Annotated in this window: 24 protein-coding genes; 14 read left to right on the forward strand and 10 right to left on the reverse strand. The window is 71.1% G+C overall.

The annotated features are described in order from the left end of the window. Positions 1–155: 155 nt before the first annotated feature. Positions 156–1,304: a helix-turn-helix transcriptional regulator gene (locus AB0C25_RS31150; RefSeq protein ID WP_357378051.1), complete on the reverse strand. Its 1,149-nt coding sequence runs from the start codon at positions 1,302–1,304 to the stop codon at positions 156–158. A 231-nt stretch (positions 1,305–1,535) separates the two neighbouring features. Between AB0C25_RS31150 and AB0C25_RS31155 the strand changes: the two genes are divergently transcribed. The 4 genes from AB0C25_RS31155 to AB0C25_RS31170 all read left to right on the forward strand — a co-directional run bounded on the left by AB0C25_RS31155 (position 1,536) and on the right by AB0C25_RS31170 (position 4,196). Next, entirely contained in the window at positions 1,536–2,342 is an 807-nt protein-coding gene (locus AB0C25_RS31155) for a nucleotidyltransferase domain-containing protein (RefSeq protein ID WP_357377923.1), read from the forward strand. 170 nt (positions 2,343–2,512) lie between these two features. Continuing rightward, entirely contained in the window at positions 2,513–3,241 is a 729-nt protein-coding gene (locus AB0C25_RS31160) for a phosphotransferase (protein ID WP_357377925.1), read from the forward strand. Between the two features lie 164 nt (positions 3,242–3,405). Then, positions 3,406–3,747, forward strand: a complete 342-nt coding sequence (locus AB0C25_RS31165) for a hypothetical protein (RefSeq protein ID WP_357377927.1) — start codon at positions 3,406–3,408, stop codon at positions 3,745–3,747. 197 nt (positions 3,748–3,944) lie between these two features. Continuing rightward, complete coding sequence (locus AB0C25_RS31170; RefSeq protein WP_357377929.1) at positions 3,945–4,196, forward strand: hypothetical protein; 252 nt, start codon at positions 3,945–3,947, stop codon at positions 4,194–4,196. Positions 4,197–4,344: 148 nt separating this feature from the next. On the opposite strand, the gene AB0C25_RS31175 is transcribed toward AB0C25_RS31170, so the two are convergent. Continuing rightward, a complete protein-coding gene (locus AB0C25_RS31175) occupies positions 4,345–4,719 on the reverse strand; it encodes a hypothetical protein (RefSeq protein ID WP_357377931.1) in 375 nt (124 codons plus the stop codon). Positions 4,720–4,810: 91 nt separating this feature from the next. On the opposite strand from AB0C25_RS31175, the gene AB0C25_RS31180 reads away from it, so the two are divergent. Beyond that, positions 4,811–5,383, forward strand: a complete 573-nt coding sequence (locus AB0C25_RS31180; RefSeq protein ID WP_357377933.1) for a nucleoside monophosphate kinase — start codon at positions 4,811–4,813, stop codon at positions 5,381–5,383. 13 nt (positions 5,384–5,396) lie between these two features. Here AB0C25_RS31180 and ychF read toward each other — a convergent pair whose 3' ends face one another. Beyond that, on the reverse strand, positions 5,397–6,482 hold the full coding sequence (gene ychF, locus AB0C25_RS31185) for a redox-regulated ATPase YchF (protein ID WP_357246949.1): 1,086 nt from the start codon (positions 6,480–6,482) through the stop codon (positions 5,397–5,399). A gap of 97 nt (positions 6,483–6,579) precedes the next feature. On the opposite strand from ychF, the gene AB0C25_RS31190 reads away from it, so the two are divergent. Next, complete coding sequence (locus tag AB0C25_RS31190; RefSeq protein WP_357377935.1) at positions 6,580–7,149, forward strand: exonuclease; 570 nt, start codon at positions 6,580–6,582, stop codon at positions 7,147–7,149. A gap of 13 nt (positions 7,150–7,162) precedes the next feature. On the opposite strand, the gene AB0C25_RS31195 is transcribed toward AB0C25_RS31190, so the two are convergent. Next, positions 7,163–7,897 carry a peptidase E gene (locus AB0C25_RS31195; protein ID WP_357377937.1) on the reverse strand — a complete coding sequence of 245 codons (735 nt, stop codon included), beginning with the start codon at positions 7,895–7,897 and terminating at the stop codon, positions 7,163–7,165. Between the two features lie 86 nt (positions 7,898–7,983). Then, a complete protein-coding gene (locus tag AB0C25_RS31200) occupies positions 7,984–8,475 on the reverse strand; it encodes a hypothetical protein (protein WP_357377939.1) in 492 nt (163 codons plus the stop codon). Between the two features lie 140 nt (positions 8,476–8,615). Here AB0C25_RS31200 and AB0C25_RS31205 point away from each other — a divergent pair, with 140 nt between their 5' ends. The 8 genes from AB0C25_RS31205 (at position 8,616) to valS (ending at position 20,016) form a co-directional block, all read left to right on the forward strand. After that, positions 8,616–9,125, forward strand: a complete 510-nt coding sequence (locus AB0C25_RS31205; RefSeq protein WP_357377941.1) for a SigE family RNA polymerase sigma factor — start codon at positions 8,616–8,618, stop codon at positions 9,123–9,125. After that, a complete protein-coding gene (locus AB0C25_RS31210) occupies positions 9,122–9,730 on the forward strand; it encodes a hypothetical protein (RefSeq protein ID WP_357377943.1) in 609 nt (202 codons plus the stop codon). The genes AB0C25_RS31205 and AB0C25_RS31210 overlap by 4 nt, the downstream gene beginning before the upstream one ends. Before the next feature lie 231 nt (positions 9,731–9,961). Further along, positions 9,962–11,413: an FAD-binding oxidoreductase gene (locus tag AB0C25_RS31215; protein ID WP_357377945.1), complete on the forward strand. Its 1,452-nt coding sequence runs from the start codon at positions 9,962–9,964 to the stop codon at positions 11,411–11,413. A 78-nt stretch (positions 11,414–11,491) separates the two neighbouring features. Continuing rightward, entirely contained in the window at positions 11,492–13,015 is a 1,524-nt protein-coding gene (locus AB0C25_RS31220) for an AlkA N-terminal domain-containing protein (RefSeq protein ID WP_357377947.1), read from the forward strand. Beyond that, entirely contained in the window at positions 13,012–13,521 is a 510-nt protein-coding gene (locus AB0C25_RS31225; protein WP_357377949.1) for a methylated-DNA--[protein]-cysteine S-methyltransferase, read from the forward strand. The genes AB0C25_RS31220 and AB0C25_RS31225 overlap by 4 nt, the downstream gene beginning before the upstream one ends. Positions 13,522–13,557: 36 nt before the next feature. Beyond that, on the forward strand, positions 13,558–15,414 hold the full coding sequence (locus AB0C25_RS31230; RefSeq protein ID WP_357377950.1) for an ABC transporter ATP-binding protein: 1,857 nt from the start codon (positions 13,558–13,560) through the stop codon (positions 15,412–15,414). Positions 15,415–15,416: 2 nt separating this feature from the next. Then, positions 15,417–17,291, forward strand: coding sequence for an ABC transporter ATP-binding protein (locus AB0C25_RS31235; RefSeq protein ID WP_357377952.1), 1,875 nt, complete (start codon positions 15,417–15,419; stop codon positions 17,289–17,291). 55 nt (positions 17,292–17,346) lie between these two features. Beyond that, positions 17,347–20,016, forward strand: a complete 2,670-nt coding sequence (gene valS / locus AB0C25_RS31240) for a valine--tRNA ligase (protein WP_357377954.1) — start codon at positions 17,347–17,349, stop codon at positions 20,014–20,016. A gap of 45 nt (positions 20,017–20,061) precedes the next feature. Here valS and AB0C25_RS31245 read toward each other — a convergent pair whose 3' ends face one another. The 5 genes from AB0C25_RS31245 to AB0C25_RS31265 all read right to left on the reverse strand — a co-directional run bounded on the left by AB0C25_RS31245 (position 20,062) and on the right by AB0C25_RS31265 (position 24,235). Next, entirely contained in the window at positions 20,062–20,706 is a 645-nt protein-coding gene (locus tag AB0C25_RS31245) for a hypothetical protein (protein ID WP_357246980.1), read from the reverse strand. Positions 20,707–20,799: 93 nt separating this feature from the next. Next, positions 20,800–21,510, reverse strand: a complete 711-nt coding sequence (locus AB0C25_RS31250; RefSeq protein ID WP_357246983.1) for an ABC transporter permease subunit — start codon at positions 21,508–21,510, stop codon at positions 20,800–20,802. Between the two features lies 1 nt (position 21,511). Then, entirely contained in the window at positions 21,512–22,423 is a 912-nt protein-coding gene (locus tag AB0C25_RS31255) for an ABC transporter ATP-binding protein (RefSeq protein WP_357246986.1), read from the reverse strand. Further along, positions 22,423–23,328: an ABC transporter permease subunit gene (locus AB0C25_RS31260; RefSeq protein WP_357377957.1), complete on the reverse strand. Its 906-nt coding sequence runs from the start codon at positions 23,326–23,328 to the stop codon at positions 22,423–22,425. Before AB0C25_RS31260 ends, AB0C25_RS31255 begins: the two co-directional genes overlap by 1 nt. After that, positions 23,321–24,235, reverse strand: coding sequence for an ABC transporter ATP-binding protein (locus tag AB0C25_RS31265; protein WP_357377959.1), 915 nt, complete (start codon positions 24,233–24,235; stop codon positions 23,321–23,323). Before AB0C25_RS31265 ends, AB0C25_RS31260 begins: the two co-directional genes overlap by 8 nt. Positions 24,236–24,586 lie beyond the last annotated feature (351 nt).

Raw genomic sequence — 24,586 nt, forward strand, 5'->3', positions numbered from 1 at the left:
CGGGGCGCGGCTGGTGTGGTCCCGAAGGAGCACGACCGCCACGCCGGACTCGGGGCGCGCTGCGGCTGCTGCACGAACAGCCCGCACCCCTGCGATGGGGACACTACGGACAGTAGGGGCGATGACTGGAACGCTTACGCACCACTACTTGCCTGCTACTGGATGGTCAGGCTCATTCGTTCGCAGAGGCCCCGCAACTCCGGCGAGCCAACCCTCTTGCGCAGCAGCGCCCGCGCGGTCTCCCGCGCCGCCGCTGACGAACGGGCATGTTGCGGACCGACCCGCTCGGCGGTGAGCAGCATCCGGACGGCATCCCGATCCCGACCCACCGCCTCGGCGGCCCGACCCATGTCTAGCCAGAAATACACCTGCCGCACCGCTGGCAGCCCCGCCAGTTCGACACCCGCAGCCGTCTCCAACGCCGCTTCGGGACGGCCCGTGTCGAGTTCGAAGGCCATCCGCCACAGCGCCACATTCCGTGGCCCCCAGGCGAGATCCCAGCTCTCCGTCTCACCGGTGCGCGTGGCGATCCGCGCGGCCTCGGTGAGATGCCCCTCGGCGCTTGCGTGGTCGCGCAGGCCGGCGAGGTGAAGCGCCCGCGCCAGGTGCAGGAAGCCGAGTACGTCCAAAGTGCCGTCCCTCGCGCTGCCCGCCAGGTCAGCGGCGGCCACGTCGCAGAGCGTTCGCGCCGGCCCGAATGCCCCGGAGTACGCGGAAACCCGGGCGCGGTTGGCAGCCGCAACCCCCGCGGCCACCGGATCGTCGAGCAGACCCGCGGCCTGCGCGCAGCGCTCCGCGGCCAGCCACGCGTGAGCAGGGAAGCTGACGTTCAGGAGCGAACCCATCGCCACGCCGTATACCGGCACCATCTCGGTGAGCGCTGCACGCCGATCGGTGAGGCTGTGCATTGCCGGCACCAGATCGACCAGCCGGCGCAGGACACCCGCATAGTCACACCGCCCGTACAGGCCACGCACGAGAGCCGCCTCACGTTGCACCTGCTCGGTCGTCGCAGCGGAGTCGGCACGCCCGGTCATCGGCGTGTCCATCATGATCCGCCACACCCGCTCCGCGTCGATGCGAGCGGCATCGAGCTGCCGATCGGCCGGCGTGTACGCCTGCCCGGTCAGATCGGCCACCGAGCATTCGAGAGCGGCGGCCAGGTCAACCACCATGTACCGGTCGGTGCGCTGCTGCCCACGCTCGATTCGTGACCAGGACGTGTGCGAGATGCCGGCGCGGCTGGCGGCATACCGCACGCTCCAGCCACGCAGTTCGCGGCGAGCACGAATGCGATCACCGATCGACGGATCGTCAGGTATCGGGCGGCGAGGCATCAGCGGTACTCCCAGGTGGTGAACTGCTGGCACTTCGGACGGTACACCGAAGAAACATCCTCGTCAGTGACCCGCGGCTGCGCTTGGATGGGTCGTCGGTGCGCCCAGGTCGTCCGGGTTGCCACGCAACTGGCCACAGCGAGGTCCGTGCGTGGACAGCCACTCGCTGAAGATCACCTGCTGCGGCACAGTGATCCCATGACCGGCAGAGGATTGACCGTCGACGGATCGATCGCGCGCGAAGGCGCCCTGAGTCAGGTCCCACCGACATTCGGTGGTGTCGTCGACGCGGCACGCACCCGGATAGTCGAGGCCTTCGGCGGTGGCCGACTGCACAGCGCCTACCTCTACGGCAGCATCCCGCGTGGCACCGCCGTACCCGGAGTCTCTGATCTTGATCTTTTGCTCGCTCTCAACGCCGAGCCGACCGAGGCCGACCGGCGGGATGCCACGCGGATCGAGGAAGCCCTCGACCAGTCCTTCGACGAGATCGACGGCGTGGGCATCCTGCTGTTCAGCGCACGTACGCTGCTCAGCGAGCTGGAACGCCACGACCTCGGTTTCTTCGTCGCGTGCCTGTGCACTCCCCTGCTGGGTGACGACCTCGCCGACCAACTCCCCGGCTACCGGCCCACTCCCCTGCTCGCCCGGGAGACGAATGGCGACCTGTCGATCGCGCTTCCCGGCTGGCGTCGGCAAGCGGCCGAAGCGAGCACCGACAAGCACCGTAGGAGTCTCTGCCGGCTCGTCGCTCGTCGCATCGTCAGGACGGGATTCACGCTGGTCATGCCTCGCTGGGGAGGCTGGACAAGCGACCTCGTCGAGTCCGCCGAGGCGTTCGGTCGCTACTACCCGGAACGCGCCGAGCAGATGCGCGCGGCTGCCCGGATCGGGCGCGCGCCCTCGGCGGATCCGGCGGTACTACGCCACCTCATCGACGACCTGGGGCCATGGCTCGCGGTGAAGTACGCGGCCGTCCATGGTGAGAAGGCGGTTCGTCCCTGACGGTGCGCCATTCCCTATCCGAGGTTGGCACCGCTCATCACCCGACGGCCGAACATGTCGTCGAGGACAGCGCACCGCTGGCCGCGCGTAATCCGGGCGATGTTCGGCGTACGTGGTCGCTGCCGCGCCAAAGGATGATCGGAGTAGATGGTCGTCCATGCGGTGACTCTGTGCGGCTGCGAAGCACGCCGATCCTCCTCGAAGGCATCGGGGCGGATGACTGCTTCGGTTACCGTCGGGGCGTGGTGGATCCGGTTCCGCTGGCGTCGGGGCGAGACGCCGACGTCTACGCCATCGACGATCGGCGCGTCCTCCGGCGCTACCGCAAGGGTGGAGACGTGGCCGCCGAAGCGGCTGTCATGGCGTACGTGGGAGGTCTGGGTTTTCCGGTGCCCGTTGTGTACGAGGCGCGCGGTACCGATCTCGTCCTGGAACGCCTGGACGGGGGCACCATGCTGTCGGCGCTCGTCGCCGGTCAGCTCGATGCCCTGGCAGCGGCCGACTGTCTGGCGGATCTGCATCGCCGGCTCCACGCGTTGCCGCCCCGGCTCGGCGAACGCGACGAGGACCGGATCCTGCACCTCGACCTGCACCCGGACAACGTCATGCTGACGTCACGGGGACCGGTCCTCATCGACTGGCGCAACGCCACCGAGGGACCACCAAACCTCGATGTCGCGCTCTCCGCCGTCATCCTCGCCCAGGTGGCTGTCGATGGTGAACATCCCCTGGCCCCGCCGGCCGCAACGCTGTTGGACGCCTTCCTGAACCGCGTCGGCGGCGGCCTGCTGACCGTGCTGGACGACGCCGTGGCGGTACGGCGGCACGATCCGGCACTCACCGCACGTGAGCGGGAGCAGCTCGACGCCGCTGCCGTCCTGATCAGGGGCCACTGGTAAGGCCCCAACAGAGACGCGTGGCGTTCGTGCTCGCGGTTACGGCGGGCGTCTCTGTGGCGGCACGTCCTGTGCCCTCTGCGTGCCCCGCAAAACCCTTGTCCAGGCACCGAAGGACGCCGCTAGGCTGCGGTCGAGGTAGGGCAGAGGGGCTTGGGGGAACGGCAATGATGATTGTGGCCTTCGACGACAATCGCGACTGGTACATCCAGGGATGGGTCTTCGACGAAATCGTCGATGCCGTGCCCGTCGGGATGCTTCAGGACGATGACATGGACGAGCACCTGCGGCCTGGCCGCGCGATGGGGCTGCTCGATCTGCGGTCCAGGGAACCGGATCGAGCGCGGCGCATCATCGCCGCCCTCAGTGCGGGTGTGGTCGGCCGAATGCGGACGCTCGACCAGAGCAACGACAAGTATGTCGAGTTCTACGAGGGCCTGCTGAAGAGCGCTGCTGCCGCCGCCCGCGAGTTTCCCACCGGGCCTAACGGGGCGGGCTCGCCTTCCTGAATACCGCGCTATCGAGGTCGGCGGAACACCACGACTTCAATGAAGCCGAGTCGATCAGGTCGTCGAGGGCCCAACTGACCGCCGAGACTCACTGGCAGGCGTGTCTGTCATTGACGCCTGAGCCAGTCCGGAGCTGCGGGTGCGGAGACCTGCAACGGTCCGCGGCGGTCACGGACGTACGTCGCATAGTCCGCGAAATGGCGACGCCGGCCGAGAAAGTGCGGGTAGTGATCGAAGTGCCACCGGCAGGCCTCGAGGAACTCTGTGTGGTCATCGAGGCCCAGCCGAGCACAGAGACGTGCGAACTTGTCCAGGCCGTCCAGCATCTCGGCGCACTGGGCAGGCGTCGCGCCATCGGCGCCCCACAGCACACCGGCTGGCAGCTCGTGAACCGCGTATTCAAGCCACTGTCGATCACGAAGGTAACGCGGCCGGTCATCGTCGGCTGAGGCGTTCACCGGAATTCCCTTACCTGCACCATGTGGCCAGCCTAGGCAGCAGACGTCGGACCGGAGTCAGACGTCGAGGCGAACTCAGAGTCGCTGTCTCGCTACCAGCGGCGGCACCATCCGACACCTCACCTGGCGTCTCGGGCTGTCAAGGTTGGTCGTCCAGGCGCTCCTCGACCCGGCCGCACATGACCTCGATTTCGCCAGACCGGATCATCTCGTCAACTGCCGCGACCATGGCAGCAACACCGGGTTCGGGAACGATCACCTGATCCGAACACCAGAAGTAACGGCCACCATCGGTTTCTCCGGTGCTCGCGTGTCTCTGCAGGATTTCCTTCACTGCGTCAGGAGTGAAGAAGGTGGCGTACCGGTGAGTGCCGTCCGCGAGATAGATGTGCGCATCAACGTTGTCGACCGTCTCGGCATCATCGCCGCCGCCCAGCATGAACTGCACGACAGCGGCTTCGGTCTCTACGACGTGTCCGTACATGTCGTCCGGCAAGCCGTGCATCTCGCGCACTCCGTCACCTACCATGACGCGCACTGTAGCTCCCAGCTCGACCCCGGAGCCCACACTGCCGTTCGCCGGCTACATGCACCTGGGAGCATGCATGCGGAACGTTGCCCTTCTCGCCGGGCCGTTGGTCGACCTGTCCTCCGCTGCCGCGGTTCTGGAAGCGACCGGCCTGCAGGTCATCAGCCCAGGCAACGTCTGCCGTGAGCACGTGCAACTGCGGACGCCGCTGGGCGAGCAGATGAACCGGTACATGCAGACCGGGCACCTTATCCCGGATGTGCTGACCACGAAGGCCATCGCTGACGCCCTGGCCGCCGTGGACGGCGGCTGGCTGCTGTGCAACTACCCGCGCAGGATCGATCAGGCGGAGTTGTTGGCGCAGAGCGGCCATGCACCCGACACGGTGATCGAGCTCGTCCTGACGAAGGACGAACTCGACCTCATGGCCCGCCGCCGGATAGAACGTCGGATAGAACTGGACCCACAGCAGGCCGGGCGAGGCGACGAACTGCTGCTGATGTACTCGCACTATCAGGAGAACTACCAGGAGCAGATCGAGCCGCTGCGCGCCTACTACCGAACTCGCGGCATGTTGTGGACCGCCAGTGGCTCTGGCGACCACGAGGAGGTAGCGGCCAAACTGCTTTCGATCGCTGCCGACCTATGAGAACAGGCTGGATTCAGACGTTGAAGCGGAACTCCACCACGTCGCCGTCCTGCATGACGTACTCCTTGCCCTCGATGCGGACCTTGCCCGCCGCCTTGGCCGACGCCATCGAACCGTGCTCGACCAGGTCGTGGTAGGAGACCACCTCGGCCTTGATGAAGCCGCGCTGGAAGTCGCTGTGGATGACACCCGCGGCCTCCGGCGCGGTGGCGCCGACCGGGACGGTCCAGGCGCGTGCTTCCTTGGGGCCGGCCGTGAGGTACGTCTGCAGGCCGAGCGTGCGGAAGCCGACCCGGACGAGCTGGTTGAGGCCGGGCTCGTTCTGCCCGATCGACTCCAGCAGCTCGCGGGCCTCCTCTTCGGGGAGGTCCACCAGCTCGGACTCGATCTTCGCGTCCATGAAGACGGCCTCGGCGGGGGCGACCAGGGCGCGCAGTTCGTCGAGGAACGCCTCGTTGGCGAGCTCGGCCTCGTCGACGTTGAAGACGTACAGGAAGGGCTTGGTGGTGAGCAGGTGCAGCTCGCGCAGGTGCTCCAGCTCGATCTTGGCGGCGGCGGCCCCGGAGTAGAGGGTGGTGCCGCCGTCGAGCACCTCGATGGCGGCCTTCGCGGCGGCGACCGCGGCCAAGCGGTCCTTGCGGAGTTTGGCTTCCTTCTCCAACCGGGGCAGCGCCTTGTCCAGGGTCTGCAGGTCGGCGAGGATCAGCTCGGTGTTGATCGTCTCGATGTCGTCGGCTGGGGAGATCTTGCCGTCGACGTGCACCACGTTGGGGTCGGAGAAGGCCCGGACCACCTGGCAGATCGCCGAGGCGTCCCGGATGTTCGCCAGGAAGGCGTTGCCCCGGCCCTGCCCCTTCGAGGCGCCGCGGACCAGGCCGGCGATGTCGACGAACGACACCGGAGCCGGCAGCACCTTCTGCGAGGAGAAGATCTCGGCCAGCTTGCCCAGCCGCTCGTCCGGAAGCCCGACCACGCCGACGTTGGGCTCGATGGTGGCGAACGGGTAGTTCGCCGCCAGCACGTCGTTCTTGGTCAACGCGTTGAAAAGCGTGCTCTTGCCGACGTTGGGCAGGCCGACGATGCCGATGGAGAGACTCACGACCGCCCAGCTTACGCGGCGAACGGTTTATGTCGGCGACGGGACCCGCTACACGTTGCTACCGTGCCGAATTCGATGTCTCGCTGCTGGAGGTGGGATGACCTCGACGTTGCCCGAGCTGTACGTCGCCGTCGATGTGGAGGCGGACGGTCCCATCCCCGGGCCGTACAGCATGATCTCGCTGGGAATGGCCGTGGCCGGCCACCCGGAGCTGTCCTTCTACACCGAACTGCGTCCCATCTCCGACGACTTCGTGCCGGCGGCACTTGCCGTCTCGGGCCTGGACCGGGACCGCCTGCTGCGGGAGGCGCCCACCGCGCCGGAGGCGATGTCCGCCGCAGCGGCCTGGGTCAACGGGCTGCGGCGGATCGGCCGCCCGGTCTTCCTCGCCGCTCCCGCCGTCTGGGACGGCATGTTCGTGCACTGGTACTTCGTCCGCTTCGTCGGCCACAGCCCGTTCGGTGCCACCGGCTCGGGTGTCGATCTGCGCAGCTACTGGATGGGGGTGACCGGCAGCGAGTGGGTCCAGACCCACAAGGGCAAGATCAAGCACGAGTTGGGCCTGCACGACGTGCCGCACACCCACCACGCCGGGGAGGACGCCGCCGAACTGGCGCAGGTCTTCGACGCGGTGCTCCGCCGCCGCCAGCCCGGCGAGCAGGCGTGACAGGTGCCGGCGCTCAGCCCAGCAGGCGCGGGGCGATGACCGCCTCCCGGACGCTGCCGTCCGCGCCCCGACTGACCTCGTACGCCGAGACGCCCTCGCGGTCCGCGATCGCCTCGACCAGTTGGGTGCCCCGGTAGACCAGGCCGACCCCGTCGTCGGTGCAGTGGCTGGTCGGCAGCGTCCCGTTGCCGACCAGCTCGTGCATGAGCGGGCGTCGCTGCCCCTCACTGTCGTAGTGCACCCCGTTGCCGTACGGCAGCCAGGCCAGGCCGTCGGTGAAGCCGCGCAGGCGGGGGCCGAAGCTGTCGGTGGCACCGCCGACATGCCAGCAGATCGAGCCCGCGGACACCCCGGCCAGCACCACGCCGGCCTGCCAGCACTCGTGCAGGATCTCGTCGAGCCCGTGCACCCGCCACACGGCGACGAGGTTGGCCACGCTGCCGCCGTCGACCCAGATCACGTCCTGGGCGAGCAGGTGGGCGCGGATGTCCTCGATGTTCGGCATGGGGAACAGGGCGAGGTGCGACAGCCGGAACCGGGTGTCGGCGAACGCGCCGTAGATGGCGCTCAGCACGGTGGGCTGGTCCCCGATGGCCTGACCGAGATAGCAGACCCGTGGCTGCGGGCCGGCCTCGGCCAGTTCGGCCGCCAACTCGAAGACCGGGCTGGGGCGCAGGTTGTAGGGGCCGCGCTCACCCCGGAAGAAGCCCATGCTGGTGGCGAGGATGGTAGGTGCGCTGGCGGGCATGGGGCGTCCTTCCGTCGGGGATGCGGCGTCCATCCTGCCGCAGCCGGCCGACGTAAGACCGTCAACCCCGGTGCCGGCCGACTCCGTCAGTTGCCGTGGCGCTGCCGAGGAACCCTGACCTCGGGCAGCTCGTCGAATGGCCGGCCGTCCGGGGGTAGTTGGGCCGCGGCGGCGCGGGGCAGGGTGAACCGGTCGGCGGCGGCCGGGCCGGCCGAGATCGACTCGCGCAGCATCCAGTGCACCTCGTCGGCCGTCCAGCCCAGCCCTGGCCGAGCGGCTATCTCGCGAACCAGCCGCCGGCCGACCCGGGTGTCGTCGTCGTAGAAGCGCATGCACCAGTGGTGCGTCCACATGCCGAGCGCCCGCAGGCCCGCGTCGTCCAGCGAGCCGACCAGTCGGCCGCAGGCGGTGTCGGTGAAGGCCTGCTCGGGGTCGGTCGCCCGGTCCCGGTCGATGGCGCCGCGGGCGGCGGGCGCGACGGCCCGCATCCGGCGGTAGAAGGACTGCGCCACCGCGCGGGGCAGCGGCGGAAATGTGCCAGGTGTCGACGCCGCCGCCCAACCCGCCACGCTCGTCATCCGTCGCACCCCTTCTTGAGTTGGTGGCCGGACGGTACCCGTCACGACCGACACTTCCGGGCCGGAAAAACCCGTCGGATCGCGGATAGCGACGATGACCTGCGGCGTCTGTATCTGTGACAACGAAACGGGGGTGGTGGGTGGACGAGGACGAGCGGGCTCGGCTGGCCGAGTTCGTCGGCAGCCGGACGCCGGCGCTGATGCGGGTCGCGTACCTGCTGACCGGGGACCGCAACGCCGCCGAGGACCTGCTCCAGTCGGCACTGGCACGGACCATCCCGAAGTGGGGATCCATCCGGCACGCCGATCCCGAGGGGTACCTCCGCGTGGTGATGTACCGCGAGCAGATCAGCTGGTGGCGACGACTGCGCCGATGGCGGGAGACGCCGCTCAACCCGGCGGACGAACCGGTCGGCGTCGATCCGAGCGGCGGCTCCGACGTGCGGCTGGCCATGCGCGCCGCGCTGCGCCACCTGACACCGGCACAGCGGACCGTGGTGGTTCTGCGCTACTACGAGGATCTGCCCGAAGCCCGGGTGGCCGAACTGCTCGGCTGCTCCGTGGGCACGGTTCGCAGCCGTACCCACCGGGCGGTCACGCGCCTGCGCGAACTGCTGCCGGAGGTCGAAATGCTGGAGGTACGGCGATGACCGACCCCTTCGAGCACCTCATCCGCTCCACCCTCACCGACCTCGCCGAGGAGGCACCGATCGTGCAGGACCAGTTGAACGGAGCGGAACGGCGGGTGCGCAACAGGCGCCGCGCCACGGTGACGATGGGGGCGGTCGGCACCCTCGCGGCGGTCCTGATCGCCACTCCGCTCGCCCTCGCCTCGACCGGCTCGGACGAGGCGCCGCCGGCCGCCCCCAGCCCGGCGGGTCCAGCGGCCGTGCCCAGCCCACCCGCACCCGACCCGTCCGCGCCGACCGCGGTGCCGCCGGGCGTACCAAGCCCGGGCGGTGCGAAGCAGGACCCGTGGCAGCGGCCGGGCGTGCCCGGCAAGCCCGGTGAGCCAGGTGACCCAGGTGCCCCCGGTGCCCCCGGTGCCCCCGGTGCCCCCGGTGCCCCCGGTGCCCCCGGTGCCCCCGGTGCCCCCGGTGCCCCCGGTGCCCCCGGTGACGAGGCTGGTGTGTCCGGTGCGCCGGGGGTGCCTGCTGCGCCTGGAGTGCCCAGTGATCCGTTCAAGCGGGACGTGCCCGGCGTTCCTGGTGAGCCGGCACCGTTTACCGCACCCGGCGCGCCGGCCAGCCGATGAGCACACCGCCCCTGTCGCGCTGAGCAGGACCGGTCAGGTCGGCGGCGTCCTCGCCCCGGCCTGACCGGAGATACCGGTCACCTCCACGCGGCCCTCCCCGCGCCAGCGAGCGCCGCGCGTCCCCGGGTTCGGCGGGCAGTGGTCCACCGGGTTTGCCGAGGCCGGCGAGCCCGCCCATCCTTGGGCCATGACCGATCCCGGACATCCGACGTGCGAGCCGCAGGGGCGACGATGAGCACCACCATGCCCCGGGTGCCCACCTCGCTGACCGGGCAGATCGTCACACCCGGCGACCGCCGGTACGCGCAGCTGCGCTCCACGTACACCACGACCGCCTCGCCGGCCGCGGTCCTGCTGCCGAAGACCACCGCGCAGGTGATCGACGCGCTGCGCTACGCGCGGGAGCAGCGGCTGCCGATCGCCGTCCGCAGCGGCGGGCACGGCTTCTCCGGGGCCTCCTCGAACAACGGTGGCGTGGTCATCGACCTGTCCCTGCTCAACCGGGTGCAGGTGCTCGACGAGCGGGCCGGGCTGGTCCGGGTGGAGGCCGGCGCACGCTGGGCGAACGTCGCGAAGGCGTTGGCGCCGTACGGCCTGGTCATCAGCTCGGGTGACTACGGCGGCGTCGGTGTCGGCGGCCTGGCCACCGGCGGCGGCGTGGGCTGGCTGGTCCGCGCCCACGGTCTCACCCTCGACCGCGTCCGCGCGGTCGAGGTGGTGCTCGCCGACGGGACGCTGGTCCGCGCGGACGCCACGCACGAGCCGGACCTGTTCTGGCTGGTCCGGGGCGCCGGAGCTGGCGCGGGGATCGTGGTGGCCTTCGAGATCGAGGCGGTCGAGCAGCGCAACGTCGGCGTGACGCAACTGGTCGTCGAGGCGCATCCGGACGGGCGCACCATCCGGGAGTGGACGGCCTACCTCGCGCAGGCCCCACGGGAGTTGTCCGCGGCGGCGGTGGTGTACGCCGAGGGCCGCTCGGCCCTCATGTCCATCACCGCTGTGGTGGCCGCCGAGAGCCTGCGCCGCGCCCGGCCCGCGGTGGAGCCGCTGCTCGCCATCGGCAAGGTGCTCGAACACCGCACCGACCTGCTGCCCTACCCGACCCTGGTGCCGACCGCGCACCTCAATCCCAACGTCGGGCAGCAGCGCGGCACGACCACGAACGGTCTGTTCACCGGGCTGGACGACGCCGGCGCACGGGCCGTGCAACGGGCGGTGAACGGGCCAGGGCGGGCCGTGGTGCAGCTCCGCTCGCTGGGGGGCGCGGTCAACGACGTGGCACCCGACGCGACCGCGTACGCCCATCGCCACCAGGACACGCTCGTCATCGCCTCGGTGTTCCCACCGCAGGGTGGGGCGGCGTTGGATGCTGCCTGGCGGGCCGTCGGAGCGCGGGCCGACGGCGCATACGCCAACTTCGAGAGCCGACCGGACCCGGCCGCGTTCGCCCGGATCTACCCGGGCGAGACCGGAATCCGGGTACGACGGCTGTGGAAGCGGTACGACCCGGACGGCGTGTTCCGCTCGGCCCTGCTCACCGGTCAACCAAGCCGTGCCGCCCAGCCGAATCGGGCCGCCCAGCCGAATCGGGCCGCCCAGCCCACCCGTTCCGCGCAGCCCACCCGTGCCGGCCAGCCCACCGGGTCCGGTCAGCCGCATCGGCGTCGCCGCCGCCCCCGTTGACGGGGTCCCTGCTCACCGACACGGCAAGGTCCGATTCCCGCCAGCCGACGGCGGGTCGAGCGGGGCATCATCGGTGACATGGAGCTGGACTTCGAGCGGTGTTACCGGGCCGTGGACAGTCGGGACCAGCGGTTCGACGGCTGGTTCTACACCGGCGTGACGTCCACCGGCATCTACTGCCGGCCGTCCTGCCCGGCGATCACGCCCAAGCGGCAGAACGTCCGGTTCTTTCCGTCCGCCGCCGCGGCACAGGGTGTCGGGCTGCGCGCCTGCCGCCGCTGCCGGCCGGACGCCGCGCCGGGCTCGCCCCTGTGGGACGTCCGGGCGGATGTGGTCGGCCGGGCGATGCGGCTGATCGCCGACGGCGTGGTCGACCGGGACGGCGTGCCCGGGTTGGCCTCCCGCCTGGGTTACACCGAACGGCACCTGCACCGGATGCTGAGCGCCGAGATGGGTGCCGGACCGCTCGCGCTGGCCCGCGCCCAGCGGGCACAGACCGCCCGGATCCTGATCGAGACCACCGACCTCGGGATGGCCGAGATCGCGTTCGCCGCCGGCTTCGGCAGCGTCCGGCAGTTCAACGACACGCTCCGCGAGGTGTACGCGAGCGCCCCGTCCGACCTGCGGACGGCGCGCGGCGGTCAGCGGGCGCCGGCCGGTGCGGGGACTCTCGCGCTGCGGCTGGCATACCGTCCGCCGCTGCACGCCCAGGCGCTCCTGGACTTCTTCGCGGTGCGGGCACTGCCCGGGGTGGACGAGGTCCGCGACGGCACGTACCACCGGGGTCTGCGGTTGCCCCACGGCACCGGCGAGGTGGCGCTGACCCCGGCGACCGGGCACGTGGCGGCGACGCTGCGGTTGACCGACCTGCGCGACCTGGCACCCGCGGTGGCCCGGTGCCGCCGGCTGCTGGACCTGGACGCGGACCCGGCCGCCATCGACGCCACGTTAGCCGCCGACCCGGCGCTGGCCCCCGCGGTCGCCGCCGAACCGGGAATCCGGGTACCCCGCGCGGTGGACGGCTTCGAGATGGCCGTCCGCGCCGTCATCGGCCAACAGGTCTCGGTGGCCTCGGCCCAGAAAACCCTGACCCGCCTCCTGACCGCCCCCACCCCCGACCACGACCATGAAGTTGACCTGGCGATTGGAGATCAAACCCCAGGCCAACCTCATGATCAACGGGGCGCGGAGGGAGGGCGGCGGGGCGACGTCGGGGCCGGGGGGCTGCGGGGCTTCTTGGGCGCGGAGGAGTTGTTGTCCCTGCCGGACTCGGGGTTCGGGATGCCGGTGGGGCGGCGGGAGACCCTGCGGGGGCTGGCGCGGGCGGTCGTGGACGGATCCGTCGACCTGGCGGCGGGGGTGGATCGGGAGGAGGCCGTACGCGGGCTGCTCGCGCTGCCCGGCATCGGCCCGTGGACCGCCAATTACCTGGCCATGCGCGCCTTCGGCGACCCGGACATCCTGCTCAGCACCGACCTCGCCGTCCGGCGCGGCGCCGCCGCCCTCGGCCTGCCCGACAACCCGACAACCCTCGACAGGTACGCCGACCGTTGGCGTCCCTGGCGGTCCTACGCAACGATGAGACTCTGGAGAGCGGCATGAGCATCGACAGCACCGTACTGAGCACGCCGGCCGGTCCGTTGAGCATCCTCGCCGGCCCGGACGGCGACGTACGGGCGGCCGGCTTCACCCCGGACCCGGCGGCGCTGCTGTCCCTGATCCACCCGACCCTGCGGGCGCCGGTACGCCAACGGGCCGACCTCGGCCCGATCAGCGCAGCGGTCCACTCCTACCTGGACGGTGACCTCGACGCCATCGACGCGGTGCCGGTCCGCCAGCGCACCGGCGGGGAGTTCATGGCCCACGCCTGGCAGGTGCTGCGCGAGGTGCCGCCCGGCACCCCGGTCACCTACACCGGGTACGCCGCGCTGGCCGGTCGACCACCGGCGGTGCGGGCCGCCGCGGCTGCCTGCGCCCGGAACGCGGCGGCACTGTTCGTGCCCTGCCACCGGGTGCTGCGCACCGATGGCACCCTCGGTGGGTACCGCTGGGGGCTGGACGTGAAGAAGTGGCTTCTCGGTCATGAGCGACGCCTGACAGCAAGCTGACACCGGCGTCGCCTGGCATTGACGCTACCGTCTGGTATGCCTGTGGAAAGCGACGGCAACCCGGCCACCCGGGTCGCCGCGCCCCGGCACCCCCTGCACAACCTCTGGCGGCTACGCCCCTACCTTCGCCCGTACGCCGCCGAGTTCGCCTGGCTGCTCGTCGCGGGCCTCGCGGGCACGGCGGCCGGGATCGCCGTACCGCTTGTCGTGCAGCGGGTGGTGGACGGGCCGGTGGCCCGGCACGAACCGGCCGGGTTGTTCCAGCTCGGCGGCCTGGCGCTGCTGCTCGGCGTGGCCGAGGCGGTGCTCATCTTCATCCGCCGGTGGGTGCAGTCCTCCTCGTCGGTGGGCATGGAGGCGGCGCTGCGTGCCGACGTCTACGCCCACCTGCAACGGTTGCCGACCAGCTTCCACGACCGCTGGCAGTCCGGCCAGTTGCTCTCCCGGATCACCAGCGACCTGTCGGTGATCCGCCGGTTCCTCTCCTTCGGCGTGTTCTTCCTGGTGCTCAACGTGACCACCTACGTCGTCGTGGTGGTGCTGCTCGTCAACCTGCATCCGATGCTCGGTGCGCTTGTCGCGGCCAGCTCGGTGCCGCTGCTGCTGATCAGCCGCCGGTTCGGGAGGCACTACCATGCCGCGTCCCGGCGGATGCAGGACCAGCAGGGCGACGTGGCGACCCTGGTCGAGGAGACCGCGCAGGGCCTGCGCACCATGAAGGCGTACGGCCGGGGGCCGGAACTGGCCGCCCGCTTCGGCGTCGGGGCGCAGCGGCTGCACGACACGGGCGTCGCCAAGGCGCGGCTGCTGGCCACCACGTCGGCGTTGCTCGACCTGGTGCCCAACGTGACCCTGGGCGTGGTGCTGGTGGCCGGTGCGGCCGCCGCCGCGAAGGGCGCGCTCACCATCGGCGAGCTGGTCGCGTTCGTCAGCCTCCAACTGATGCTCATCTGGCCGGTGCAGTCGCTGGGCTGGATCATCGCCAACGGTCAGGAGGCCGCCACCGCCGCCGACCGGCTCCAGGAGGTGCTGGACACCCCGCCCCAGATCGTGGATTCTCCCGGCGCGCTCGCGCTGCCCCGCGACGCGGTGCAGGGCCGGCTCCGCATCGAGCGGGTCTCGTTCCGGTACCCGGGCGCCACCGCACCGGTGCTGCGCGAGATCGACCTGGTCGTCGAGCCAGGTGAGACGCTCGCCCTGGTCGGCGCCACCGGCTCCGGCAAGAGCACGCTGCTCTCGCTGGTGCCCCGGCTGCACGAGGTGACCACCGGCCGGATCACCCTGGACGGGCACGACCTGCGCGAACTACGGCTGGCCTCGCTGCGCCGGCTGGTCGGGGTGGCGTTCGAGGAGCCCACGCTCTTCTCCATGTCGGTGCGGGAGAACCTCACCCTGGGGCACCCCGACGCCGGCGACGACGACGTCCGCGCGGCCCTCGCGCTCGCCCAGGCCGACTTCGCGTACGAGCTGCCGTGGGGGTTGGCCACCCGGGTGGGCGAGCAGGGGATCTCCCTCTCCGGCGGGCAGCGTCAGCGGCTCGCGTTGGCGCGGGCCGTGCTCGGCCGACCGGCGGTGCTGGTGCTCGACGACCCGCTGTCCGCTCTCGACGTGCACACCGAGGCGCTGGTCGAGGCGGCTCTGCGACGGGTCCTGCGCGACAGCACCGCGCTGCTGGTGGTGCACCGGCCGTCGACGATCGCCCTGGCCGACCGGGTCGCGCTGCTCGAAGACGGACGGATCACGGCCGTGGGCCGGCACTCCGACCTGCTGGCCACAGTTCCCGCGTACCGGGCGTTGCTGGCCGCCGACCCACCCACCGGGCATCCACCGACGGCGGAAGCCGCCGGCCCGAGCCCGTTCCCCTCCGACGGGTGGGGGCTGGTGCGCTCGTGAACGTGCCGAAGCAGACCGACCCGCCGCCCGAGGATGAGCCCGAGCTCACCCGCTGGCGCGGCACCGCCACCGACCCGGAGGCGGACCGCAGTCGAGCCGAGGACACCAGCCCCGAGGCAGTGGCCCGGCTGCGCCGGCTCAGCCGGGCACTGCTCGCCGAACAGCTCCGACCACACCGGAGGCGACTCGTCGCCGCAGTCGGCCTGCTGCTGACCCAGAACGCCGCCGCGATGGCCGGCCCGTACCTGGTCATGATCGGCATCGACCGGACCATCGCGCCGCTACGCGCCGGCAACCCCGGCCCGCTGGTCGCCGTCGCCGGGGCGTTCGTGGTCGCCTCGCTGACCGAGTACGCGGCCCGGCGCGGGTTCCTCACCCTCTCCGCCCGGATCGGCCAGGCCGTCCTGCTCGACCTGCGGCGGCGGGTGTTCGGACACTTCCTGCGGCTGTCCGTGGGCTTCCACGAGCGGTACACCTCCGGCCGGATGGTCTCCCGCCTCACCAGTGACGTGGACTCGATCGCCGAACTGGTCGACGGTGGGATCGACAACCTGGTGATGGCGGGGCTGTCGATGCTGTCGGTGGCCGCCATCCTGCTCTGGCTGGACCTGCCGCTGGCCGCCGTGACGCTGCTCGCCTTCCCGTTCCTGTTCTGGCTCTCCCGCTGGTTCGCCCGGTCGTCGGCGAGCGCGTACCGGCGGACCCGGGACGCCGTCGCGCTGGTCATCGTGCACTTCGTCGAGTCGATGCGGGGCATCAGGGCGGTGCAGGCGTTCCGTCGGGAGCCGCGCAACCAACGGATCTTCGTGGCGCTCGGCGACGACTACCGACGGACCAGCCTGCACACGTTCCGACTGATCGCCACGTACTCGCCGGCGATCAAGCTGATCGGCAACATCACCGTGGCGGCGGTGCTCTGCTACGGCGGGTGGCGGGTGCTCGACGGCCAGACCGAGGTCGGTGTGCTCGCCGCGTTCCTGCTCTACCTGCGTCGCTTCTTCGAGCCGATGCAGGAGCTGAGCCAGTTCTACAACTCCCTCCAGTCGGCCACCGCGGCCCTGGAGAAGCTGGCCGGGGTGCTCGACGAACGGCCGGCCGTCGCCGAGCCGGCCCGGCCCACACCACTGCCGACCGGACCCGGGCGCGGTGCGGTGACCTTCCGGGCGGTCTCCTTCGGATACCGTGCCGGCACACCGATCCTCGGGGGGCTGGAGCTGACCGTGTCGGCCGGACAGACGGTGGCGCTGATCGGGCCGACCGGCGCGGGCAAGTCGACGATCGCCAAGCTGGTCGCCCGTTTCCACGACCCGGACACCGGCACGGTCCAACTCGACGGGGTCGACCTGCGCGACGTCTGCGACGCCGACCTGCGCCGCGCCGTGGTGTTGGTGACGCAGGAGAACCACCTGTTCAGTGGGACCGTCGCGGAGAACATCCGGTTCGGCCGCCCGAGCGCGGACGACGAGACCGTCCAGGCCGCCGCGCGGGCGATCGGCGCGCACGACTTCATCGCCGCCCTGCCGGAGGGGTACGCCACCCAGGTGCACCGTCGCGGTGGCCGGCTCTCCGCCGGGGAGCGCCAACTCGTCGCGTTCGCCCGGGCGTTCCTGGCCGACCCGAGCGTGCTGATCCTGGACGAGGCGACGTCGTCGCTCGACGTGCCGACCGAACGGCTGGTCCAGCACGCGCTCGGCACGATCCTGCGCGACCGCACCGCCCTGGTGATCGCGCACCGACTTTCCACCGTGGAGACCGCCGACCGGGTGCTCGTCCTCGACGACGGGAAGGTCGTCGAGGACGGCGCGCCCGCCGTGCTGGCCGAGGCCGGCGGCCGGTACGCGGCCCTGCACCGGCAGTGGCGCGACTCGCTGATCTGAACCAGCGATCCGCAACTGCGTGGTCCGTCCCCCCGAAGATGCCTACGATCGCTGGATGACCGATACGGCGAGGACGGCCCGCGCCGGCGTCCCCGAGCGTCCGACCCTGGACGGGCTCGAGGAGAGCTGGGCACGCCGCTGGCAAGAGGAGGGCACGTACGCGTTCGACCGCTCGAAGCCGACCGTTCCGGGTCGCGGCGCGGCGTCAGACGTGCCGAGCCGGAATGGTCGTAGGAAAGACGTGTACGCGATCGACACCCCGCCGCCGACCGTATCGGGCGAGCTGCACATGGGGCACGTGTTCTCGTACACGCACACCGACATCGTCGCGCGATACCAGCGGATGCGCGGCAAGGCTGTCTTCTACCCGATGGGCTGGGACGACAACGGCCTGCCCACCGAGCGTCGCGTGCAGAACGTCTACGGGGTGCGCTGCGATCCGGCGCTGGCGTACGACCCGGTGTGGCGGCCACCGGCGACTCCGGTCGACGACGCGGCCCGCCGCGACCCCACCCCGCTCTCCCGGCGCAACTTCATCGAGCTGTGTGAACGGCTGACGGCCACCGACGAGCAGGTCTTCGAGTCGCTGTGGCGACGGCTCGGGCTCTCGGTGGACTGGTCGTTGACGTACACGACGATCGGCCGGATCGCCCGGACCACAAGTCAGCGGGCGTTCGTGCGCAACCTGCTGCGCGGCGAGGCGTACCAGTCGGAGGCGCCGACGCTCTGGGACGTCGGCTTCGCCACCGCCGTCGCCCAGGCGGAGTTGGAGGACCGGGAACGCCCCGGCGCCTACCACCGGCTGCGGTTCACCGGCCCGGACGGGCGCGAGGTGCAGATCGACACCACCCGACCGGAGCTGTTGCCCGCCTGCGTGGCGTTGGTCTGTCACCCCGACGACGAGCGGTACGCCGACCTGGTGGGCGCGACCGTCCGCAGCCCGCTGTTCGACGTCGAGGTGCCGGTGCGCGCCCACCCGCTCGCCGAGCCGGGCAAGGGCACCGGCATCGCGATGGTCTGCACGTTCGGCGACCTGAGCGACGTGACGTGGTGGCGGGATCTCGACCTCGACACCCGGGTGGTCATCGGCCGCGACGGTCGGCTGCTTCCGGAGCCGCCGGCCGGGGTGCCGGCGCAGCCGTACGCGGCGCTGGCCGGGCAGACCGTCAACGGCGCCCGCCGGGAGATCGTCGGGATGCTGGCCGACGCGGGTGCCCTGATCGGCGAGCCACGCCCGATCACCCATCCGGTCAAGTTCTACGAGCGCGGTGACCGGCCACTGGAGATCGTCTCGACTCGACAGTGGTATCTGCGCAACGGCGGGCGGGACGCCGACCTGCGGGCCACTCTGCTGGCCCGGGGCGAGGAGCTGCACTGGGTGCCGGCGCACATGAAGCACCGCTACGACAACTGGGTGGGCGGCCTGACCGGCGACTGGTTGGTCAGTCGGCAGCGGTTCTTCGGGGTGCCGGTGCCGGTGTGGTACCGGCTCGACGACACTGGCGAGCCGGACTGGTCCCACCCTCTCACGCCGGACGAGTCCGCGCTGCCGGTCGACCCATCCAGCGATCCGGCGCCCGGGTACGACGAGTCGCAGCGCGGCCATCCGGGCGGTTTCATCGGTGATCCGGACGTGCTGGACACCTGGGCCACCTCGTCGCTGACCCCGCAGATCGTCGGTGGCTGGGAGACCGACCCGGAGCTGTTCGCGCAGGTCTTTCCGATGGACCTCCGCCCGCAGGGGCAGGAGATCATCCGGACCTGGCTCTTCGACAGCGTGGTCCGTTCGCACTTCGAGCACGGGGTGCTGCCCTGGCGGGACACCGTGCTCTCGGGCTGGATCCTCGACCCGGACCACAAGAAGATGGCCAAGTCCAAGGGCAACGTGGTCACCCCGCTGGCCCTGTTGGAGCAGCACGGCTCGGACGCGGTGCGCTACTGGGCGGCCAGCGGCAAGCCCGGCATGGATCTTGCCTTCGACCCGGCGCAGATCAAGATCGGCCGACGACTGGCCACGAAACTGCTCAACGCGTCCAAGTTCGTGCTCGGGCTGGGGGCTGCGGACGCGCTCCGCGCCCCGGACGACAACTCCAGTTCGGCGCGTCTGACGCCGCGCCGCGACCTGGAGCTGTCGGCGACCACGCCACTGGACCGGGCCATGCTCGCCGAACTGACCACCGTGGTCACCGCCGCGAGCACCGCCCTCGACGCGTACGACCACACCGCCGCGTTGCAGGCGGCCGAGGCGTTCTTCTGGCGGTTCTGCGACGACTACATCGAGTTGGTCAAGGAGCGGGCGTACGGCACCGGCGCGGCTGCGGACTCGGCGCGGGCGGCGCTGGCCTCGGCGCTCTCGGTGCAGCTCCGACTGTTCGCCCCGGTGCTGCCCTACGTGACCGAGGAAATCTGGTCGTGGTGGCGGTACGGCTCGGTGCACCGCGCGACGTGGCCCACCACCTACGAGGTGGCCCGGTCGATCGAGGGTTCGGGTGACCCGGCCCTGCTGCGGCTCGCCGGCGACGCGTTGAGTCAGGTGCGCCGGGCCAAGTCGGAGCGGAAGCTGTCGATGAGGGCGGAGGTGCCGCTGGCCGAGGCGCTCGGCCCGGCGGCCCTCCTGGAGCAGCTCACCCTCGTCGCCGACGACCTCCGGGCGGCCGGTCGGATCGGCAAACTCGACCTGCTCCCCGACCGCACCCCGGAACTCGTCGTCGCCTGCGCGTTCTGAGCCGCGTCCGCCGCCGCCACCCCCCGGGGCGGCGGCGGACGGGCGTCACCAGCCGCGCAGGAAACGCAGCCCGAGCAGGAAAGCGACCACGGATGGCCCCACCAGCAGGGTGATCGCCTGGAGGCGGTACGGCATCCGGTGTCGGGTCAGCTCGCCCGCGTTGCCCAGGACGATGGCGCCGGCCAGCATCATGAACGCACCCCACCAACCGGTCTCCAGGTCGATCAGGTTCACCCGGATCGCTTGCAGGGTCAGCCCGAGCATCGCGCCGGTCAGCGCGAGCAGGGCCACCGCCCGGTGCAGGCCGCGGGCCAGCGGGTGGGCCGCCCGCCAACCGTAGGTGCCGGCGACCGCCAGGCAGGGCAGCACCACGAGCAACGGCCAACCCCGCCCCATGACACCGAACATCAGCAGCGCGCCCACCGCGAACACGATGGTGCCGACGCAGGCGAGCATGTAGCCGGCGAAGGCCCGGCCGCCGCCCCGAGCCAGCAACGGGCCGCCACTGGCCGCGATCAACGCGGCCGGGATCAGGATGAACACGGCCCACCAGTGGAACTGCCCGCTGCCCTGGGCAGCCGTCGCGACCGTGGCGCAGGCCAGCCCGGCAACTGCCAGACTGGTCAGCCAGGGCCGGCTGCTCCGGGAGTACGGCTCAGCCAACGACGTCCGCTCCGCTTCGACGCTCACACCCAACAGCCTGGCCCGACGGGGGCCGGCCGGTCCATCCGGCCAGCCCTACCGCCGAGGTGTGGCTGGCCGGATCACCGTTGGGCACTGGTCTCAGCTCGTCTCGCCGGCCACGCTGAACGAACGCAGACGGTCGATGGCCAGCACGGTGAACCCGACGCTGACCAACGCGGTCATCACCGAGGCGACCGGCACCGACACGGTGGTCTCCAACAACCCGGTGGGGGCGATCCGGTCGGTGAGGGCGATCACGTACTGCTGGATGGAGAGCACCTTGGTGCCGCTGACGAAGTTGCCCAGCAGCCCCTCCCAGATCAGCACGTAGACCAGGCCGAGCAGCACCGGCCGCCTGGTGACCAGGCTGAGGGCGAGGAACAACGCCGAGTACGCCAGCGCGCCGAGCGTCGCCGCGACCGCCAACGCCAGTCCGAGACGTACCGAATTGGCGAGCACGCCCGCGACGTAGAGCGGCACCGCGACGGTGGCCGCGCTGACCCCGGCGGCGACCGCGAGCTTCGGCAGCACGATCTGCCAGCGCGGCAGCGGCTTGGTCAGGATGTGCACGACAGTGCCGTCGTCGATCTCGGCGCCCAACACGCCCGTGCCGATGATCAGCGCGACCACCGGCAGCACCACGGCCAGCCCCAGGCCGACCAGCACCGGCGGCCCCCACTCGCCCGGGTCCACTCCGAGCGACCGGCAGAGCACAGCCAGCCCGAGCAGCACCAACGGCAGCGGAAGCAGCAGCAGGAACCGACGCCTGCCGAACAGCCCACGCGCGGTGATCCAGGTAATTGTCGACATGTCAGGCCTCCACCAGGTAGGAGAAGACGCTCTCCAGAGACTCGTCGGACGGCACCAGTTGGCGCACCCGGATGCCGTGCTTGAGCGCGATCCGGGGCAGTGCCCGGGTGAAGGCGCCGTAGTCACCGGCCCGCACGGTCAGGCCGGTGGGGTCCAGCTCGACCCCACTGACGGACGGCTCGGCGATAAGCGCGACGGCCAGCGCCCGGTCGTCCGTGGACCGCACCGCGAAGACGTGTGGGCGATTGGTCATCAACCGGCGGATGGTCCGGAAGTCGCCGGAAGCCGCCAACCGCCCGGCCACCATCACCTGCACCGTCCCGGAGACCTGCTCGACCTCCTCCAGGATGTGCGAGCTGAACAGGATGGTCCGGCCGGCGTCGCCGAGCGTGTGCAGCAACTGCATCATGTGCAGCCGCTGGCGCGGGTCCATCCCGTTGAACGGCTCGTCGAGCAGCAGCACCTGCGGGTCGTGCACCAACGCGGCGGCCACGCGGGCCCGCTGGCGCATGCCCTTGGAGTACGTGCCGATCCGACGGCTCTGCGCCGACTCCAGCTCGACCAGGTCGATCGCCCGCCGGGCGGCCGCCGCCGGATCGGCCAGCCGGTGCAGCTTCGCGCTGGCCAGCACGAACTCGTACGCGGTGAGGAAGCCCTGTACCGCCTCCCGTTCGCTGACCAGCCCCAACCGTCGGTAGACGTCCGGGTTGCGCCAGGTCGGCTCGTCGTCCAGCGTCACCGTGCCGCGCGACGGGGAGAGGAACCCGGCCATCATGTGCAGCAGCGTGGTCTTGCCGGCGCCGTTCGGGCCGAGCAGCCCGGTCACGCCCGGCCCCAGGGCCATGCTGATGTCGTTGACCGCGACCACGTTGCCGTACCACCGGGACACCCCGGTCAGGTTCAGCGTGCTCATCAGGAGGCGACCTTCCGGTAGCGGACCAGCAGGAGGGCGGTCGCGCCGGCGACCAACAGCACCGCGGCCAGGGCGTAGACCGGGCCGAATCCGCCGATCAGCATCTCGCCCGGATCGCCCTCGACCAGCAGGTCACCCAGCGACCAGATGCCCACCCCCTGCACCAGCGTGGAGGGCGAGGCGAGCCCGGCCAGCTCGTTGGCCGTCTGCGACGGCAGGATGCTCAGTACGCCCACGATCGGTGTGGTCATCAGGAAGACCGCGACCACGCCGCCGGCGGCGAAGGCCCGCTTGCCGGTCAGCGAGGCGACCAGCAGGCCGATCGAGGCGAAGACCACCGCCCAGAGCCCGGCGTAGAGCAGGCCGGGCAGCAGGTCGAGCAGCTCGTTCCAGACCCCGCGCATGCCCTGCTTGGTGGTGAACGCGGCACCCAGGAACATCAGCAACTGCGGCCCGCCGAGCAGCAGCCAGAGTGCCGTGACAAGCGCCAGCAGCTTGGCCAGCGCGTAGTCGCTGCGGGGCAGCGGTCGGGAGAAATACAGTGGCAGTACGCCGCTGCGCAGGTCCCGGGAGACCAACTCCGGCGCGGCCACCGCGACGAAGAAGATGACCAGCCAACTCATCGCGTCGGCGAACTGGGCGTACGTGGCGACCGGCTCGCCGATCTGGCTGCGGATCGCGGCCAGGGCCACCGCGACCAGGGCGACGATGCCGACCACCAGCCACGGGAAGATCTTGGCCTTGGCGCTGCGCCCGAAGCCGAACACGGTGCGCAGCCCGTGCCCGTAGAGCGCGCCGAAGACCTGCCGGCGGCCCTGCCTCGGACCCTCGTAGCGCTGGTAGCCGATGTCGTGGATGACGCCTGTCGGCGCGGGGCGCACGGCGGCTGCGGTCGACTCAGGCATGGGAGAGCTCCCTCGTGGCGAAGAGTTCGGCCACCCGGTGCCGGCGCTGGTCCAGTCGGTGCAGTGGCAGGTCCAGTTCGGCGACCGCGCCGAGGATCAGGTCGTAGGTGCCGTCGTCGGCGAGTGGCACGAGCAGCAGTCGCCCGTCCCGCGCGACCGGCAGCTTCAGCTCGGCGAGCCGGGCGGCGAGCTCCTCGGTGCCCTCGCTGACCTCCACGGCGAGCACGTCGGTGGCCGTGGTCATCGCGGAGATGTGGTCGGCGCGCAGCAGTTTGCCGCCGTCGATGGCGATCAGCGTGTCGCAGATCCGCTCGACCTCGCCGAGCAGGTGCGAGCAGACCAGCACGGAGATGCCGAACTCGGTGCCGATCCGGTGCACCAACGCCAGCATGGCGTCCCGGCCGGCCGGGTCCAGACCGTTGGTCGGCTCGTCGAGCAGCAGCAGATCGGGGTCGTGCACAAGCGCCTGGGCCAGCTTGACGCGCTGCTTCATGCCTGTGGAGTAGCCACCCACCGGGCGGTAACGCTCCTCGTAGAGCCCGACGTGCCGCAGGGCCTCCGAGGCTCGCTCGCGGGCGGCGGTGCGGGGCAGGCCGCTCATCCGGCCGAGGTGGGTGACCAACTCGGCGGCGGACAGGTCGGGTGGGAGGCAGTCGTGCTCGGGCATGTAACCGACGCGGGCACGAACCGCCGCCGGGTCGGCGGACGGGTCGATGCCGAGCACCGAGACCTGACCGCTGGTCGGGGCGATCAGGCCGAGCAGGATCTTGATCAGCGTGGATTTTCCGGCGCCGTTCGCGCCCACCAGGCCGATGATCCCGGGCTCGACGGCGACGGTGAGGTCGGCGAGCGCGGTGACCCGACCTCCGTACGTCTTGGTGAGCGACTGGGTCGCGATCAGTGTCACGCTGCCAGCCTAGGGAGTCGACGCCCACCACGGACACCGGCGCGCCCCCGGCGCTCCCCTGATCCTTGCCCCGACGGACCCTTAAGGTCCCCCCGCCGAGGGTGGTGGAACCGTTGCCGCCGGTAGCGCGTCCGGCGCGACCCCGCCTCGGGAAACGCCGCTCCGGGGTGACACCATTCATCTCCCGGCCTGTCGGGAGTCGTGCCCGCGTCACCTGGATGTCGAGCGAGTTCGTCCTCCACGCCGACCACAACCGGTTCGGGGTGAAGTCGGCGGGGTCGGCGGATCCGGTGTTGATCCGCCCGACCGGATCGTGGAGTGGCGGCCTCGACCGATCGACGGTCGGCTGCG

This window comes from Micromonospora sp. NPDC048839, from assembly GCF_040649915.1.
Lineage (GTDB): Bacteria > Actinomycetota > Actinomycetes > Mycobacteriales > Micromonosporaceae > Micromonospora.

Coding starts and splice junctions, on each gene's coding strand:
- AB0C25_RS31155 (WP_357377923.1), top strand. CDS start 1,536: ATGACCGGCAGAGGATTGACCGTCGACGGATCGATCGCGCGCGAAGGC.
- AB0C25_RS31165 (WP_357377927.1), top strand. CDS start 3,406: ATGATGATTGTGGCCTTCGACGACAATCGCGACTGGTACATCCAGGGA.
- AB0C25_RS31170 (WP_357377929.1), top strand. CDS start 3,945: ATGGCGACGCCGGCCGAGAAAGTGCGGGTAGTGATCGAAGTGCCACCG.
- AB0C25_RS31180 (WP_357377933.1), top strand. CDS start 4,811: ATGCGGAACGTTGCCCTTCTCGCCGGGCCGTTGGTCGACCTGTCCTCC.
- AB0C25_RS31190 (WP_357377935.1), top strand. CDS start 6,580: ATGACCTCGACGTTGCCCGAGCTGTACGTCGCCGTCGATGTGGAGGCG.
- AB0C25_RS31195 (WP_357377937.1), bottom strand. CDS start 7,897: ATGCCCGCCAGCGCACCTACCATCCTCGCCACCAGCATGGGCTTCTTC.
- AB0C25_RS31200 (WP_357377939.1), bottom strand. CDS start 8,475: ATGACGAGCGTGGCGGGTTGGGCGGCGGCGTCGACACCTGGCACATTT.
- AB0C25_RS31210 (WP_357377943.1), top strand. CDS start 9,122: ATGACCGACCCCTTCGAGCACCTCATCCGCTCCACCCTCACCGACCTC.
- AB0C25_RS31215 (WP_357377945.1), top strand. CDS start 9,962: ATGAGCACCACCATGCCCCGGGTGCCCACCTCGCTGACCGGGCAGATC.
- AB0C25_RS31220 (WP_357377947.1), top strand. CDS start 11,492: ATGGAGCTGGACTTCGAGCGGTGTTACCGGGCCGTGGACAGTCGGGAC.
- AB0C25_RS31225 (WP_357377949.1), top strand. CDS start 13,012: ATGAGCATCGACAGCACCGTACTGAGCACGCCGGCCGGTCCGTTGAGC.
- AB0C25_RS31230 (WP_357377950.1), top strand. CDS start 13,558: ATGCCTGTGGAAAGCGACGGCAACCCGGCCACCCGGGTCGCCGCGCCC.
- valS (WP_357377954.1), top strand. CDS start 17,347: ATGACCGATACGGCGAGGACGGCCCGCGCCGGCGTCCCCGAGCGTCCG.
- AB0C25_RS31250 (WP_357246983.1), bottom strand. CDS start 21,510: ATGTCGACAATTACCTGGATCACCGCGCGTGGGCTGTTCGGCAGGCGT.
- AB0C25_RS31255 (WP_357246986.1), bottom strand. CDS start 22,423: ATGAGCACGCTGAACCTGACCGGGGTGTCCCGGTGGTACGGCAACGTG.
- AB0C25_RS31260 (WP_357377957.1), bottom strand. CDS start 23,328: ATGCCTGAGTCGACCGCAGCCGCCGTGCGCCCCGCGCCGACAGGCGTC.